Source organism: Vibrio aestuarianus (assembly GCF_012395185.1).
Taxonomy (GTDB): Bacteria; Pseudomonadota; Gammaproteobacteria; order Enterobacterales; family Vibrionaceae; genus Vibrio; species Vibrio aestuarianus.
Genome location: NZ_JAAZTU010000005.1, coordinates 136,232 through 152,629, shown reverse-complemented (window position 1 = coordinate 152,629; position 16,398 = coordinate 136,232). Strand labels below are relative to the sequence as shown.

At 43.3% G+C, this 16,398-nt stretch carries 9 protein-coding genes, 1 tRNA gene and 1 riboswitch; of the genes, 4 read left to right on the top strand and 6 right to left on the bottom strand.

Features of this window, described 5'->3' with window-relative positions; translation table 11 throughout:
- Positions 1–42: 42 nt before the first annotated feature.
- Positions 43–119: transfer RNA gene (locus tag HGG78_RS03815), tRNA-Asp, on the top strand.
- A gap of 568 nt (positions 120–687) precedes the next feature.
- Here HGG78_RS03815 and HGG78_RS03810 read toward each other — a convergent pair.
- Positions 688–2,004 carry a cation:proton antiporter gene (locus tag HGG78_RS03810; RefSeq protein WP_172532129.1) on the bottom strand — a complete coding sequence of 439 codons (1,317 nt, stop codon included), beginning with the start codon at positions 2,002–2,004 and terminating at the stop codon, positions 688–690.
- A gap of 181 nt (positions 2,005–2,185) precedes the next feature.
- On the opposite strand from HGG78_RS03810, the gene metH reads away from it, so the two are divergent.
- The gene (gene metH / locus HGG78_RS03805; RefSeq protein WP_172532128.1) at positions 2,186–5,863 is read left to right on the top strand and encodes a methionine synthase; all 3,678 of its coding nucleotides are present in this window, start codon (positions 2,186–2,188) and stop codon (positions 5,861–5,863) included.
- Between the two features lie 77 nt (positions 5,864–5,940).
- On the opposite strand, the gene lysC is transcribed toward metH, so the two are convergent.
- On the bottom strand, positions 5,941–7,293 hold the full coding sequence (gene lysC / locus HGG78_RS03800; protein WP_053308836.1) for a lysine-sensitive aspartokinase 3: 1,353 nt from the start codon (positions 7,291–7,293) through the stop codon (positions 5,941–5,943).
- Positions 7,294–7,398: 105 nt separating this feature from the next.
- A riboswitch (Lysine riboswitch) is annotated at positions 7,399–7,574 on the bottom strand.
- Positions 7,575–7,752: 178 nt separating this feature from the next.
- Here lysC and HGG78_RS03790 point away from each other — a divergent pair.
- Positions 7,753–8,874, top strand: coding sequence for a pyridoxal-phosphate-dependent aminotransferase family protein (locus HGG78_RS03790; RefSeq protein ID WP_172532127.1), 1,122 nt, complete (start codon positions 7,753–7,755; stop codon positions 8,872–8,874).
- 54 nt (positions 8,875–8,928) lie between these two features.
- Here HGG78_RS03790 and HGG78_RS03785 read toward each other — a convergent pair whose 3' ends face one another.
- The 4 genes from HGG78_RS03785 to HGG78_RS03770 form a co-directional block, all read right to left on the bottom strand.
- Positions 8,929–10,701, bottom strand: a complete 1,773-nt coding sequence (locus HGG78_RS03785) for a PglL family O-oligosaccharyltransferase (protein ID WP_172532126.1) — start codon at positions 10,699–10,701, stop codon at positions 8,929–8,931.
- Between the two features lie 70 nt (positions 10,702–10,771).
- Entirely contained in the window at positions 10,772–13,594 is a 2,823-nt protein-coding gene (uvrA, locus tag HGG78_RS03780; protein ID WP_172532132.1) for an excinuclease ABC subunit UvrA, read from the bottom strand.
- Positions 13,595–13,791: 197 nt separating this feature from the next.
- On the bottom strand, positions 13,792–14,661 hold the full coding sequence (gene galU / locus HGG78_RS03775) for a UTP--glucose-1-phosphate uridylyltransferase GalU (RefSeq protein ID WP_172532125.1): 870 nt from the start codon (positions 14,659–14,661) through the stop codon (positions 13,792–13,794).
- A 118-nt stretch (positions 14,662–14,779) separates the two neighbouring features.
- Positions 14,780–15,427 carry a LuxR C-terminal-related transcriptional regulator gene (locus HGG78_RS03770; protein WP_171981171.1) on the bottom strand — a complete coding sequence of 216 codons (648 nt, stop codon included), beginning with the start codon at positions 15,425–15,427 and terminating at the stop codon, positions 14,780–14,782.
- Between the two features lie 309 nt (positions 15,428–15,736).
- On the opposite strand from HGG78_RS03770, the gene HGG78_RS03765 reads away from it, so the two are divergent.
- Positions 15,737–16,267: a single-stranded DNA-binding protein gene (locus tag HGG78_RS03765; protein WP_053308830.1), complete on the top strand. Its 531-nt coding sequence runs from the start codon at positions 15,737–15,739 to the stop codon at positions 16,265–16,267.
- The last annotated feature ends 131 nt before the right edge of the window (positions 16,268–16,398 follow it).

Below are 16,398 nucleotides of genomic sequence, written 5' to 3'. Positions count from 1 at the left end.
GACATCGCCAGGCTTTGAATATTGTCTAACCAGACACGCAGCGGAGCGGTAGTTCAGTTGGTTAGAATACCGGCCTGTCACGCCGGGGGTCGCGGGTTCGAGTCCCGTCCGCTCCGCCACTTTATTAGAAACCTCAGCAGCAATGTTGGGGTTTTTTGCGTTTGGGGCATTAAACTATACTCGTTACCTCTTTTCCTACTAGCCTCTCTTCTCATGTCTTTATTGCTACAGCGACAGAAGTGCACAGCACTAAAAAATGAGTATGAAAAAGCCGATACAGTATGTTGAAAAATAACGATACGGCTTAAGTTCTATAGGATTAACTTTGCTGAATAAGGTGGGATATGGACAATGGTTAAGTTTAAATGCTTTTTCTCTAGATAATGTTGGTGCCAACTCGAGGTGCAACTGCACCAAACAGATAAGCGTAGCCAAATTGCTGCTGAACAGCTCTAGACTTTGTCCCTCTTTTTTACTAAATCCTTATTGCGGTATTATTCTGCCCCAATCTAGTTTCGTCTTGAAACTGAATATCAACGTGCTCTAGCTTAAAATAATCGGGGAGCCTAAGAATCGTTTCTATTTTAAATTTTTAAATCATCAAATACGTTAGATTTAAAAAAGTCGACACGCAGTGGTATCGACTTGGTGATTCAACAGATATTGTGAGATGTATTCGAATCGGGATTAACTTTCTTGTTCTTGGACTACAGTCGATTCTGTGGCTTCCCTTTGTTTTTCAGCCTGTTTCGCTTTTTCGATCAAAGGAGTAATGGTTGAGCCTTGGATCAGTATCGAAAATACTACAACGGCATACGTCATAACCAGTATCAGTTCTTTTACATCGATCAGCTTATCCGGAATGACTAAAATTCCAGAGGGAATCGATAGAGCCATTGCTAGTGCTAATCCTCCGCGTAGTCCCCCCCAAGTAAGAATCTTAATCGACCATGGATTATAGCTTCGGTAACGTTTAAAGCCAATGTACGATAAGAAAACACTAAGGTAGCGAGCACATAACACAAGCGGAACGGAAAATGCCATTAACATCCAATCTTCTTCATGAAATTGGAAGAGTAGCATCGACATACCAATCAACAGGAACAATACCCCATTGAGAAATTCATCAACTAACTCCCAGAAGTGATCTAAATGCTCTTCGCTTTCCTTTGAGAAACCGATAAAGCGGGTCCAGTTACCGATCATGATACCGGATACCACCATTGCGAGTGGCCCAGAGACATGTATGACATCTGCAAAAACGTAACCAGCGGTTGGAATACCGATGGTTAATAACAGCTCCATAGAGTGGTCATTAGTCGCGCTAATAAGGTAGTGAAATAATAAACCGAGAGCTAGGCCGTAGATAATTCCCCCCATAGCTTCTTGTGCAAACAGCATGGTGACACTACCAACGGTCGGAGTTTCTGTACCGAATGCGATAGTAAATATTGTGACAAAGATAACTAGACCAAAACCGTCGTTGAAGAGAGATTCCCCTTCAATTTGAGTTGAGATACGTTTAGGTGCATCAAGTTTTTTGACAATGGCTAACACAGCGATTGGGTCGGTTGGTGAAATCAGCGCGCCGAATAATAAGCAATAAACTAGGTCAAATTGAATGTCGATCAGCTGGCAGAAGCCATAGAGGCCAAAACCAATGAAGAAGGTTGAAAACAATGTTGCTCCAAGTGCGAGAACGGTTATCTCCCATTTTTGATCTTTAAGATTAGGTAGTTTAATACCTAAGCCACCCGCAAAAAGAAGAAAGCCCAAGATCCCTTTGAGTAAAAAATTTTCAAAGTTGATGCTATTAACGGTATCGATAGCAATTTCAGTGAGATGAAACCAATCGTTTTGACCCGCAATTAAGATTAATAACGAAAGCATCATAGAACCTGCGGTGATAGCAATGGTGGTTTGCATTTTTCCTATCTTACTGTTTAAGAAAGCAATCATCATCGCGGCTGCCGATAGGAAGCACAAAGTATAGTAGACCGACATTTTTTTCTCAGTGTGTAACAAAATATGAACAAATTCTCCTTCTATGATGGGCAAATAGCAAACACTTTTTCATTACATCAGAGTTAACAACAAGCAGCGATTAAAGTGCTATTTAGACGTCTAGATTTCTAACGGTTATATGATAGGATGTGGAAATAACGAAAAGGAATGAGGCTGTACTGTGGGACGAAAAGTGAAGAGTCAAATTGAAGCTCAATTGCAACAAAGAATATTGTTGATCGATGGTGGTATGGGCACCATGATTCAGGGTTACAAGCTTGAAGAGCAAGATTATCGAGGAGAGCGTTTTGCTGATTGGCCAAGTGATCTAAAAGGCAATAACGATCTCCTAGTATTGACGCAGCCTCAATTGATAAAAGAGATCCATTGTGCTTATTTAGAGGCCGGTGCTGATATTCTTGAAACCAATACCTTTAATGCGACGACTATCGCAATGGCTGACTATGATATGCAAGCCATCAGTGATGAAATCAACTTTGCTGCTGCAAAATTAGCGCGTGAAGTCGCTGATGAATGGACCGCTAAAACACCGCATAAACCCCGTTACGTGGCCGGTGTACTCGGTCCAACCAACCGTACCTGTTCTATCTCTCCAGATGTGAATGATCCTGGCTTCCGCAATGTCAGTTTTGATCAACTTGTTGAAGCGTACTCAGAATCAACACGAGCTTTAATTAAAGGTGGCTGTGATCTAATTCTTATTGAAACCATTTTTGACACATTAAATGCCAAAGCGTGTGCTTTCGCCGTCGATACGGTTTTCGAAGAGCTTGGTTACAAGCTACCTGTTATGATTTCAGGGACGATAACTGATGCCTCTGGTCGTACCCTTTCAGGGCAGACAACAGAAGCGTTCTACAATGCACTTCGCCACGTGGAGCCGATCTCCTTTGGTTTAAACTGCGCTCTAGGTCCCGATGAGCTGCGCCAATATGTGGAAGAGCTATCACGGATATCTGAATGTTACGTTTCAGCGCACCCCAATGCTGGTTTACCCAATGCATTTGGTGAATACGATCTTGAAGCAAAAGAGATGGCTGAGCATATTGCGGAATGGGCACAAGCTGGGTTTCTAAATTTAGTTGGCGGTTGCTGTGGTACTACGCCAGAACATATTCGACAAATGGCGCAAGCCGTTGAGGGAGTGAAACCGCGTTCTTTACCGGAACTGCCAAAGTCGTGTCGTTTGTCTGGTTTGGAGCCGTTAACCATCGCGAAAGAGACATTGTTTGTTAATGTTGGTGAGCGAACGAACGTAACGGGTTCTGCACGTTTCAAACGATTAATCAAAGAAGAGCTATACGATGAAGCACTGCACGTAGCGCGTGAGCAAGTCGAAAATGGTGCTCAAATCATAGATATCAACATGGATGAAGGGATGCTTGATGCCGAGGCATGTATGGTACGTTTCCTTAATCTATGTGCTTCTGAGCCCGAAATATCAAAAGTGCCTATCATGGTTGACTCTTCTAAATGGGAAGTCATTGAGGCCGGCCTTAAATGCATTCAAGGTAAAGGCATCGTTAACTCGATCTCTTTGAAAGAAGGTAAAGAAAAATTCGTTGAACAAGCAAAGCTGATCCGTCGCTATGGTGCGGCTGTTATCGTGATGGCTTTCGATGAAGTGGGCCAAGCTGATACACGTCAACGGAAAATCGAAATTTGTACCAATGCTTATCGTATTTTAGTCGATGAGGTTGGTTTTCCCGCTGAAGATATCATCTTCGACCCAAATATTTTTGCTGTTGCCACAGGTATTGACGAGCATAACAACTATGCTGTTGACTTTATCGAGGCGGTTGCTGACATCAAGCGTGACTTACCTTATGCCATGATCTCCGGTGGAGTCTCTAACGTTTCGTTTTCTTTCCGCGGTAACAACTATGTTCGTGAAGCAATTCACGCGGTATTCCTTTACCACTGTTTTAAAAATGGTATGGATATGGGGATCGTTAACGCTGGTCAATTGGAGATCTACGACAACGTTCCAGAAAAGCTACGGGATGCCGTAGAGGATGTAATTTTAAATCGCCGCGACGACAGTACCGAACGTTTATTAGATATTGCGGCTGAATATGCAGATAAAGGCGTAGGAAAAGAAGAAGATGCGAGTGCACTTGAGTGGAGAACATGGTCGGTTGAAAAGCGCTTAGAGCATGCGTTAGTTAAAGGCATTACAGAATTTATCGTTGAAGATACTGAAGAAGCCCGTCTTAATGCGAGCAAACCATTAGAGGTAATTGAAGGCCCATTAATGGATGGCATGAACGTAGTTGGTGACCTATTTGGTGAGGGTAAAATGTTCTTACCTCAAGTTGTTAAGTCAGCGCGAGTTATGAAGCAGGCGGTTGCCCACTTAGAGCCTTACATCAATGCATTGAAACAAGCAGGTTCAACCAACGGTAAAATTCTACTCGCAACCGTAAAAGGTGATGTGCATGACATCGGTAAGAATATTGTTGGTGTGGTATTGCAATGTAATAACTACGAAATTATTGACCTTGGGGTGATGGTGCCGTGCGAGAAAATACTCAAAGTAGCCAAAGAAGAGAACGTTGATATTATTGGTTTATCTGGCCTTATTACACCGTCATTGGATGAAATGGTCCATGTCGCGAAAGAAATGGAACGTCAGGGGTTTGATTTACCACTTTTGATTGGTGGTGCAACCACATCGAAAGCGCATACTGCCGTGAAGATAGAACAAAATTACCAACATCCGGTGGTATATGTAAACAATGCTTCACGTGCTGTTGGGGTCTGTTCGGCGCTACTGTCTGAGACACAAAAGCCAGCTTTTGTTGAAAAGCTTCAGGCTGATTATGACGTTGTGCGTGACCAACACGCTCGTAAGCGTCCGCGTACTAAACCTGTCACCTTGGAGAAGGCTCGCGCTAACAAAGTCGCGATTAATTGGGATAGCTATACACCACCAGTGCCACTTAAACCTGGTGTACATGTGTTTAATGATTTTGATGTTTCGACGTTACGGCAGTATATCGATTGGACTCCGTTCTTTATGACATGGTCGTTGATGGGTAAATACCCGGCAATTTTTGATCATGAAGAGGTGGGTGAAGAAGCTCTGCGTTTGTTTAAGGATGCCAACGAGTTACTTGATCGTGTCGAGCGAGAAGGTTTACTCGAAGCTCGTGGCATGTGCGCCTTATTTCCTGCGGCCAGTATTGGCGATGATATCGAAGTTTACAGTGATGAGTCCCGTACTGAGGTTGCTCATGTTTTGCATAATTTGCGTCAACAAACTGAGAAGCCGAAAGGATTTAACTACTGCCTATCTGATTACATCGCACCTAAAGAATCAGGCAAGAAAGATTGGATCGGTGCGTTTGCGGTTACTGGTGGTATAGGTGAGCGTGAATTGGCCGATCAATACAAAGCAAATGGTGATGATTACAACGCGATTATGATCCAAGCCGTAGCGGATCGTTTGGCGGAAGCTTTTGCTGAGTATTTACACCTGCAAGTTCGTAAAGATATTTGGGGTTATGCCACAGATGAAAACTTATCGAATGATGAATTGATTCGTGAAAAGTATCAAGGTATTCGCCCAGCTCCGGGTTATCCAGCGTGTCCTGAACATACAGAGAAAGGAACTTTATGGGAAATGCTCAATGTTGAGCAAGCGATTGATATGTCGTTAACCACCAGTTACGCCATGTGGCCAGGGGCTTCGGTATCTGGCTGGTATTTCTCGCATCCTGATTCTCGTTATTTTGCCATCGCACAAATACAGCAAGATCAAATGCAAGATTACGCGCAGCGTAAAGGCTGGAGCGAGCAAGAAGCAGAAAAATGGTTAGGGCCTAATTTAGATTAAGGTAAAAAAGAAAGAGGTTGGAATATCCAACCTCTTTCTTTTTGTGGCACTCAAATTATTGAGCAAAGCACTTTAGGTTATTGCTCAAACAGCTCTTGGTGCAGTTTCTGAATAGCGGCTTTTGATACCGATTCATGCAGCAAGAAACATAAGTTATGCGGACTCGCACCGTAGCAAATCATACGCATGTTGAAGTCTTCTAACGTGCTAAATACCTGCTTGGCGTAACCTTTGGTATTACTCATGTTATTGCCTATCAGTGCGATTAAACTTAAGTTATGTTCAACATCGACAGTGCATAATTCTTCCAATTCTTGACGAACAGCTTGTGGTAATTCTGGTGAACCCCCGGAAGTATCGGTCTTGTCTAATGTTAAGGAGACGCTGATTTCAGAAGTGGTAATCAGATCCACTGAAATTTTGTGTTTGGCTAAAATCTCGAACACTTTCGACAAAAAGCCATAAGCATGGAACATGCTAGCACTACGCAGTGTGACCATGGTTTGGTTGCCGCGTAAGGTCAAGGCTCTAAAAAGTGGCGAGCTTTCGACACGTTTGCGAATCCAAGTTCCACCTTTTTCTGGTTCTTTCGATGAACCTACAAATACAGGAATGTCATGTCGTAATGCCGGTAACAATGTCGAGGGGTGGAGAATTTTGGCACCGAAATTCGCCATTTCAGACGCTTCACTAAAACTGATTTCAGCAATCGGTGCAGCATTAGGCGCAATGCGAGGGTCGGTAGTATAAATGCCAGGTACATCGGTCCAAATTTCTAAACCTGACGCTTGGACTGCTTCTGCAATTAAAGCGGCTGAATAATCACTACCACCACGGCCAAGAGTGGTCGTGTTTCCTTGTTCATCAGAACCAATGAAGCCTTGCGTTACCACTACGTGCTGTTGACATAATGGCGTTAATTTTTGTTTAGCAAGTAATGCTATTTGCTCTAACTGAGGCTCAGCACGACCGAAATGATCATCGGTGCGCAAGATCTCGCGGATATCAAAACGCACCGCTTCCATACCTCGTTCACGCATCAATTGGGTAAGAATAAAGGTCGACATTAATTCGCCGCACGCAACGAGATGGTCAGTCAATTTTTTACTTGATTGAAAAGAGGCGGCTTCTGCAACACTAGCAACCATATCTAAAATTGAATGTACTTCTTTTTCAACTTGAGCTGGATGGGTAAGTTGATCGATGATGGCATGATGGATATCGGCTAACTGTTTGATGATCGCCAAACGTTGCTCTGCATCTTGAACCCCACTGGCTAACTCAACTAACAAATTAGTGACACCAGAGCATGCACTGCTAACCACTAATTTTGTATTTGGATTATTTTCGATAACAGCAGCACAACGGCTCATTGCTTCAAAGTTAGCTACACTTGTTCCGCCAAACTTGGCTACATTGAATGCGCTCACAGCATTTCTCCCACGACTTCCTAAAATAAAAATGTGTTGGTGTTCCAACGTCCAATGTTTGAAGAGAAATTTCTAGAGCATATAAAGAGGTGTTTTTGATTGGTTTACCTCAGAAGCTCTTCATCAGCGCGGCTAATGACAGTTGAAGGGATTCAGCCCATTCAACCGACAAACCAAATCCACAACCTTGGTTCATCTCGGCACTGCTCCCCATCAATGCTTTGTTTTGGAGTTGAGGCTCCACAAAACATCTGCCTGGGCAGTGCTCCTCTTCTGCTAGATAGCTCATTCATTGAACGTTTTTGAACTATTAATGTCAATTGCTAATTAAGTTCAAATGTAAAATAAAATTAACCAGATTGTGACACTGGTTTGACCTCTAGACTTCTGTCGAATTGTTGCTAGGTGATTTTTGCTTTACTCTGGTTTTCCACATTTGGCCGCAAGCAAGGAGCAATTATGTCCATTACCAGTTTCAACCCACCACAACGGATCTTGATGGGACCTGGTCCTTCAGATATTTACCCACAAGTATTGCAAGCACTAAGTCGTCCAACCGTTGGTCACTTAGACCCGTTATTTATTCAGATGATGGATGAGCTCAAACAGCTACTTAAATATGCATTTCAAACGCAAAATGAATTCACGATAGCAGTTTCTGCGCCAGGCAGTGCTGGTATGGAAGCGTGTTTCGTCAATTTAATAGAACCCGGTGATAAAGTCATTGTCTGCCGCAATGGTGTGTTTGGTGAGCGAATGCGAGAAAATGTCATTCGTTGCGGCGGGGAAGTCGTGTTGGTTGATGATGAATGGGGGATGCCAGTTTCGGTTGATAAAGTAGAACAAGCGATCAAGGCGAACCCCGATGCAAAAATATTGGCATTTGTGCATGCGGAGACATCAACCGGGGCATTAAGTGATGCACAAGCGTTAGGTCAGTTGGCTAAGCAAAATAACATGTTGAGTATTGTAGATGCGGTAACATCTTTAGGCGGTGTGCCACTTTATGTCGATAAATGGCAGTTAGATGCCGTTTATTCTGGTAGCCAGAAATGTCTATCTTGTCCCCCTGGCTTATCGCCGTTGACTTTTTCCGCTCAAGCGACTGAGAAAATTCAATCACGCACGACACCTGTACAAAGTTGGTTTTTAGACCAAAGCTTGGTGCTCGGCTATTGGAGTGGTGAAGGTAAACGCAGTTATCATCACACCGCACCAGTCAATAGCTTATATGCGCTACACGAAGCGCTATTAATGTTAAAAAATGAAGGACTAGAGCAAGCTTGGTCTCGTCATCGTGATATGCATGACAAGCTAAAACAAGGCTTAGAGAAACTTGGCTTTAACTTTGTGGTACCAGAGCAAAGTCGGTTGCCGCAACTTAATGCGGTATATATTCCTCAAGGTGTTGATGATGTGAAGGTTCGCTCCCACTTACTCAGTGAATATAATTTGGAAATTGGCGCTGGTTTAGGCGCTCTTGCGGGTAAAGCTTGGCGTATTGGCTTAATGGGCTATGGGGCTCGTAGAGAAAATATAGCCTTGTGTTTGCGGGCGTTAGAAGAGTCTTTAACTGAGTAGAATAAAACCAGTAGAGCAGCCCTAATGGTTACTCTACTGGTCATAGTTAGGTTATTATTCAGTAGCCGTTGCTTGCACACTACTTGAAGCAGCACTAGATGGTCGAATATATTGCACCTCACTGAAATCCATATTGGGGAACAAAAATGCGGCTTCGGAGCGAATTTGCTCGGCACGACTATCATCGCCAATGCCTTGGTAAGCAATCACCAAATTACTGTAGAAGGTAGGCCGAGGTTGGTGCTTAATGATCTCTAATGACCAATCTATATAAGGCGTTATAAATTCGGGGTCTTGAGTGTATAAACCAATATTGAGATAGGTGCTATACACATCCCAATCAAAGCGATTTCTCCACACTACAGGATTGGTGACCTTCTGTAAGATATCAGGGTTTGGTGGTTGAGACTTTTCAAACTGAGTGAGTACATGGTTAGTGTGCAGTGCACTAACCATGTAAAAACCCGTTAGTACAGGAGCCACTAAACTTATGACCCTCAGTAATGACTTACTCACCGAGCTAAATGGTGCGTATTTATATTTGGCAACACGTTGATCAACCCAAAAAAGCAAGATGATAAAGGTTATCCAATGCACCGCCGAGTGATAAAATGGATATTCCAGTTGGCTGTGTAAGACTATAGGAATAAACAAGGCAAACATTGCGAGCCTTGTTCCTTTCTTGGCTGAATATATCCTCATCATTACGAAGGCAATCGCCAATAATATTCCGATAACGGGCAGTAACCCGCCTTCGACCCCCCACAACAATAATTCATTGTGTGGGTGATCCATGGAATGGAGCCCCGGATGATAACTCGAATTTAGCTGATGTTGTCTTGCGGTATAAAGCAAATACTCCGCTTCAAACTTGCCGTAGCCGTAACCTGTAAATGGCTTTTCAATGATCATGTCGAGCGTTTGAGGAAAGGTGTAACGGCGAGGGCTTTCTAGATCGGCTTTATTGCTAACAAACCCATCGCTTCCCTGAGTATACATTGCAGCAATACCGAGCAAGATACCGATTAATGTTGCAGCACTCCATCCCCAAAAGCGTTTTGGCGTCGAGAATCGAAATAGGTAAGGGAGAACGAACATAATCCCTAATATTGCACCAAGCCAGCCAGTACGAGAGGCTAGTACGACCAATAACGGTGCGGTTAAAAGCGGAGTGAAATATAAAAGGCTTACTGCGCTTAATTGTTGATTGTATTTTTTTGGTTGGCGAGCAAGCAGGTAACCGGAAATCACCAAGCCAGTAGCAAGGAAACTTGCCATGACATTAGGTTGTTGAAAAATGCCGTAAGGCCGATTTACCTCAGTGTTATAACCAAATAGGTTATTTGGTTGCAATAGAAAATACTGATAGAAACCAAACAGAGCTTCAATCAACACGCCTAATACAATAAACCACAGTAATCGCTGTTTATGTTTGTTACTAAAACGGAATTGTTGTAGTAAGACAAAAAGCAATAGCCCGCACCATAGCCCTACCAAGCGGCTGACTGAGAGTTCCAGTGACGCATTGGTGTAAAGCAGTGGAATGGTCATAATGATGCAGCTAATCAACAAGCCGATAGTTAATTTGGAATAACGTAGCCGACGGTTAGAAGCTAGTTGATATAAACCCAATGAGAGCGTGATGCTCAGCGTTAACCAAGTCGTTGGGTTAAAAGATAGCGCTAAACCTGAACCACCAGGGTTAGGCATAAAAAAATGCATCGCCAGTAAATAGATGATGCTAATCGAAAATAAAAAAGGTTTATTTAAAGGGATTGCTGGTGCTTGGTTCTCAAGCTGCGTACCGCTTAGATGCAATGTAGCCATAGGTCTCACGTTCCAGTTGAAAAGAAACCAGCCATCGTGAGTGCTGGTTTCTCTACTCTACCGTTTTTTTCTATTTCAACATAGGCTTAAGAAAGCGAGCTGTGTGAGATATGTCGACCTGTGCGACATCTTCTGGAGTACCTTGAGCAATAATTTGGCCACCACCTTGACCACCTTCTGGCCCTAAATCAATGATCCAGTCTGCGGTTTTCACTACATCTAAATTGTGCTCAATCACCACCACGGTATTGCCATGGTTACGTAGGCGGTGCAGGACAATCAACAGTTGTTGGATATCGTGGAAGTGAAGACCTGTTGTTGGTTCATCCAAAATGTACAAGGTTTTACCGGTATCACGTTTAGATAACTCACGAGCTAGCTTGACTCGTTGTGCTTCCCCCCCTGACAGGGTTGTGGCCGCTTGTCCGAGACGAATATAGGATAAGCCGACATCAATTAATGTTTTTAGCTTACGCGCAATGACGGGAACTGGTTCAAAGAATTGATACGCATCTTCTACCGTCATTTCGAGTACTTCATCAATCGCTTTGCCTTTGTAGCGTACTTCTAGCGTTTCACGGTTATAGCGTTTGCCTTTACATACATCGCAAGGGACGTAAACATCAGGTAAGAAATGCATTTCTACTTTGATAACACCATCACCTTGACAAGCTTCGCAGCGACCACCACGCACGTTGAAACTAAAGCGGCCCGGTTTATAACCACGAGATCGTGATTCTTGAGTTCCGGAAAATAGCTCACGAATTGGTGTAAAAATGCCTGTGTAGGTCGCTGGATTTGAGCGCGGTGTTCTGCCTATTGGACTTTGGTCGATATCAATAACCTTATCAAAATGTTCCAACCCTTTTATTTTCTTATAGGGGGCTGGTGTAGCAGTAGTTGCACCGTTTAAAGCGGTATGAGCAATCTTAAAAAATGTGTCATTGATGAGGGTGGATTTACCAGAACCAGAAACGCCAGTGATACAACTAAATAAACCGACAGGTATCGATAAATCGACATCTTTCAAGTTATTGCCTGATGCACCAATAAGCTCAACGGTTTTCTTTGGATCTCTTGAAGTACGTTGCTGAGGGATAGCAATTTCTTTTACACCGCTGAGATACTGGCCAGTGAGCGAGTTAGGGTTAGCAATGATTTGGTCGACATTTCCTTCCGCTACTACTTGCCCCCCATGAACACCAGCTCCTGGACCAATGTCGATGACATGGTCAGCCATACGGATTGCGTCTTCATCATGTTCCACAACCAGCACGGTATTGCCGAGATCGCGCAGGTGGGTCAATGTTTTCAATAGCCGTTCGTTATCACGCTGGTGGAGACCAATTGACGGTTCATCTAAAACGTACATTACACCGACTAAGCCAGCACCAATTTGACTTGCGAGTCGAATACGTTGAGCTTCACCGCCCGAGAGTGTTTCAGCGCTGCGAGAGAGGTTTAGGTAGTTAAGCCCTACGTTGACCAAGAAGTGTAAGCGATCATTGATCTCTTTCATCACCTTTTCAGCAATTTGTGCTTTTTGCCCAGTCAGCGCTAAGGTTTGGAAGAACTGTAGCGCGTCGGCGATACTAAGCTCAACCACTTCAGGTAGTGCCGTATCGTTGATAAACACATTGCGAGCCTCAACACGTAGGCGTGTACCATCACAACTGGTGCATGGTTTGGTTGAAATGTATTTCACCAAATCTTCACGCACTGAATTTGATTCTGTATCACGGTAACGGCGCTCAAGGGTATTAAGAATCCCTTCAAATGGGTGGCGTTTAACACGAATGTCGCCACGGTCATTGATATAATTAAACTCGATTTCAGTTCTGCCAGATCCTTTTAAAATGATCTCTTGGACTTTTTTCGGTAATTTGTTGAATGGCACATGCAAGTCAAAATCATAATGTGTTGCAAGTGAGGTGAGCATTTGGAAGTAGTAATAGTTTTTTTGATCCCATCCGCGAATGGCTCCTTGCGCTAAACTCAAACTGCTGTCTTGTATTACACGTTCAGGATCGAAGTATTGTTGTACTCCTAAGCCATCACAGGTGTGGCAGGCCCCTGCTGGGTTATTGAACGAAAACAGTCGAGGCTCAAGCTCTTGCATGCTGTAACCACAATGTGGGCAGGCAAAGTTAGCCGAAAATACAATTTCTTCCCCTTTACCATCCATATCCGTTACGACTGCAATACCACCAGATAACTCAAGAGTGGTTTCAAAAGATTCAGCGAGGCGTTGCTGTAAGTCGTTGCGAACTTTGAAGCGATCAACCACGACTTCAATGGTGTGCTTTTTATGCAGTTCTAGTGTTGGTGGATCGGAAAGATCACAAGTTTCACCATCTATACGGGCACGAATAAAACCTTGGGCTGCAAGGTTTTCCAATGTTTTGACGTGCTCACCTTTGCGCTCTTTGACGATGGGCGCTAGCAGCATCATTTTTGAGCCTTCGGGGAGCTCAAGAACCTTATCGACCATTTGGCTAACGGTTTGTGCGCTTAATGGCACTTTGTGTTCCGGGCAGCGAGGCTCACCAACACGAGCATAAAGTAGACGTAAATAGTCGTAGACTTCAGTAATAGTGCCGACTGTCGAACGTGGGTTATGTGATGTTGATTTTTGTTCAATAGATATCGCTGGAGAAAGCCCTTCAATATGGTCTACATCGGGCTTTTCCATTAAAGATAAGAATTGGCGAGCATAGGCAGAAAGAGATTCAACATAGCGACGTTGCCCTTCCGCATATAAAGTATCAAAGGCAAGCGACGATTTTCCTGACCCTGAAAGTCCAGTAATTACAATCAATTTATCGCGTGGGATAGTCAGGTTGATATTTTTTAGATTGTGGGTTCGTGCGCCCCTAACTTCGATTTTATCCATCATCTATGCTCTATGTAACACCAAGTGTGGCAAGTATTGCATAGTGTGAGTTTTGTGCAAATAGATACTGGATAAAAAAACAGTAAATAAAAAGCCACGCAATTTAACGTGGCTTTATTGGCAACTATATTAGCAACTTTTTTGCTTCATAAGATGCTTACCTAAACAGCAACTAGGGCCTGAACAATATAGGTAAGTTAAGCTTTGTGCGTTGAATGTTTGTCTAGCGCGACTTTCTGCTCATTTTTCTTATACATGTTTTCAAAACAGTAGTTAGTGGCCTCGATATAGCCTTCAACACTACCGCAGTCAAAACGTTGTCCTTTGAATTTATAAGCAAGCACGCAACCTGACGTCGCTTGTTTAAGCAATGCATCGGTGATTTGGATTTCCCCACCTTTACCAGGTTCTGTTTGCTCAATTAAGTCAAAAATATCAGGCGTTAAGATGTAGCGGCCGATGATGGCAAGGTTGCTTGGCGCGGTACCTGGTTCTGGTTTTTCAACCATGTCATCAACACGGAATAGATCATCTTTAATCATCTCTCCAGAGATAACACCATACTTGTGTGTTTCATTGTCAGGAACTTCTTGAACCGCAACAATAGAACAACGGAATTGTTTGTACAGGGCGACCATTTGCGCCAGAACACCTCGTTCTTCATTAACACAAAGGTCATCGGCAAGCACGACAGCAAAAGGTTCATCACCAATCAGCTCACGACCAGTTAAGATTGCGTGACCCAAGCCTTTCATTTCACGTTGGCGAATATAGGTAAAGTTAGCGGTATCGATGATTTCACGGATATCAACCAACAGCTCTTCTTTGTTGGTGCCACTGATTTGATGTTCTAATTCATAGTTCTTATCAAAGTGATCCATGATCGAGTGTTTACCTCGTCCGGTCACGATACACATTCCCGTCATCCCGGCTTGAATCGCTTCTTCAACGCCGTACTCGATCAGTGGCTTATTAACCACTGGCATCATTTCTTTTGGCATTGATTTAGTCGCTGGAAGAAAACGCGTACCGTAGCCAGCGGCTGGGAATAGGCACTTTTTGATCATGCTATAACCTTATAATTGTGAATAATAATTGGAAGATGGCGCAACCTTACCACGCTTTACTGGTGGGTATCATCATCAACACTTTGATGCTGATGAAATTCTGTGCCATGCCTCATAATTAAGACAGTATGTTTTGATTTGCCCAGGCGATCGCTTGTGAGCGTTTTTTTACCGAGAGTTTTTTGAATATTTGATAAAGATGAGACTTTACGGTGAACTCACTAATGAACAGGCTTTCAGCCATCTGACTGTTGGATGCTCCGGTTTGAAGGCTACGCAAAATTTGCACCTCGCGAGCGGTTAAATCGGTAATGACCTGTGCAGTATGAGACTCAAAAGTATAACGGTAATAATGCAATAATTGACTGGTGACATGGCGAGGTAGCCAGTTTTGGCCATTAATGATCTCACCGAGTCCATGTGCGATGCTTTCGAAACTATCGCTACGGTAAAATAGCCCTTTTAAATGACCAAAGGTGAGTAACTCATCGGTGGTAAGACGTTGTGAAACGTTGAATAATATCGTTTCGTGGTGATGGCTGTTTAGTGGGCTATTGCCTAGCCGTTGCCTAAGTTGTGCATAGTTACCGTAATCAATCATTAGTATTTTATGTTTATCAAAACCGCTAGATTGGCGCAGTGCTTCTGGCTCTATTTTGGGGATCGGTAGCGCTAATAGCGAGGTAAGCTGTTCGAGATAGGGTGAGGAGCTTTGAGCATCTAAACACAAAAAATAAATGGTGCGGGTGTAGTTGGCTTTTCTCATTTTAACGTCCTGTTAATGGGATATCCTTTATTTCCTCAGTGGATAACAATTATCCATCTGTCGCGAAAATGAACTAACTACTAAAATAATGCGAATCAAAGAAATAAAATTGCGTTGGGTTTCATATGAGAAAGTAAATGAGTGTTTTATCACCCTTAATTTTGAGGGGGCTGTTCTAAAAAAGAGAAAAAGGGTGGGGCATAGCGCTGAATATTTGTCAGTCTCTCTATGTATATTTGTACCCCGCGTAAAGCGTGGTATCCTAGTCAGCTATTTTTAGAACACTCATGATGGAAGACGGAGCAAAACATGGCAAGCCGTGGAGTAAATAAAGTTATTTTAGTGGGTAACCTAGGTAACGACCCAGAAATTCGTTATATGCCAAGTGGCGGTGCTGTGGCAAATATCACCATCGCAACGTCAGAGTCATGGCGTGATAAAGCAACGGGTGAGCAACGTGAAAAAACCGAATGGCACCGCGTTGCACTATTTGGCAAATTAGCTGAAGTCGCTGGTGAATACTTGCGTAAAGGTTCACAGGTTTATATCGAAGGCCAATTACAAACACGTAAGTGGCAAGATCAAAGTGGCCAAGACCGTTATACAACAGAAGTTGTTGTTCAAGGTTTTAACGGCGTGATGCAAATGTTAGGTGGTCGTGCACAAGGCGGTGCACCTGCTCAAGGTGGTATGCCTCAGTCTCAGCAACAAGGTGGATGGGGACAACCTCAACAACCAGCGATGCAGCAACAACCTCAGAAGCAGCAGTCTGCACCTCAACAGGCTCAGCCACAATATAACGAGCCACCGATGGATTTTGATGACGACATCCCGTTTTAAACGCTCCAATTTCGAAAAAAGCCGCGAAAACCGCGGCTTTTTTATATAGTTATCATTAGGTCAGCACGCCCTAGTTAAGACTTTCTTATCTGTCGGCACATTTTCTTTTTATATGGTTTGAATCGAAAAGG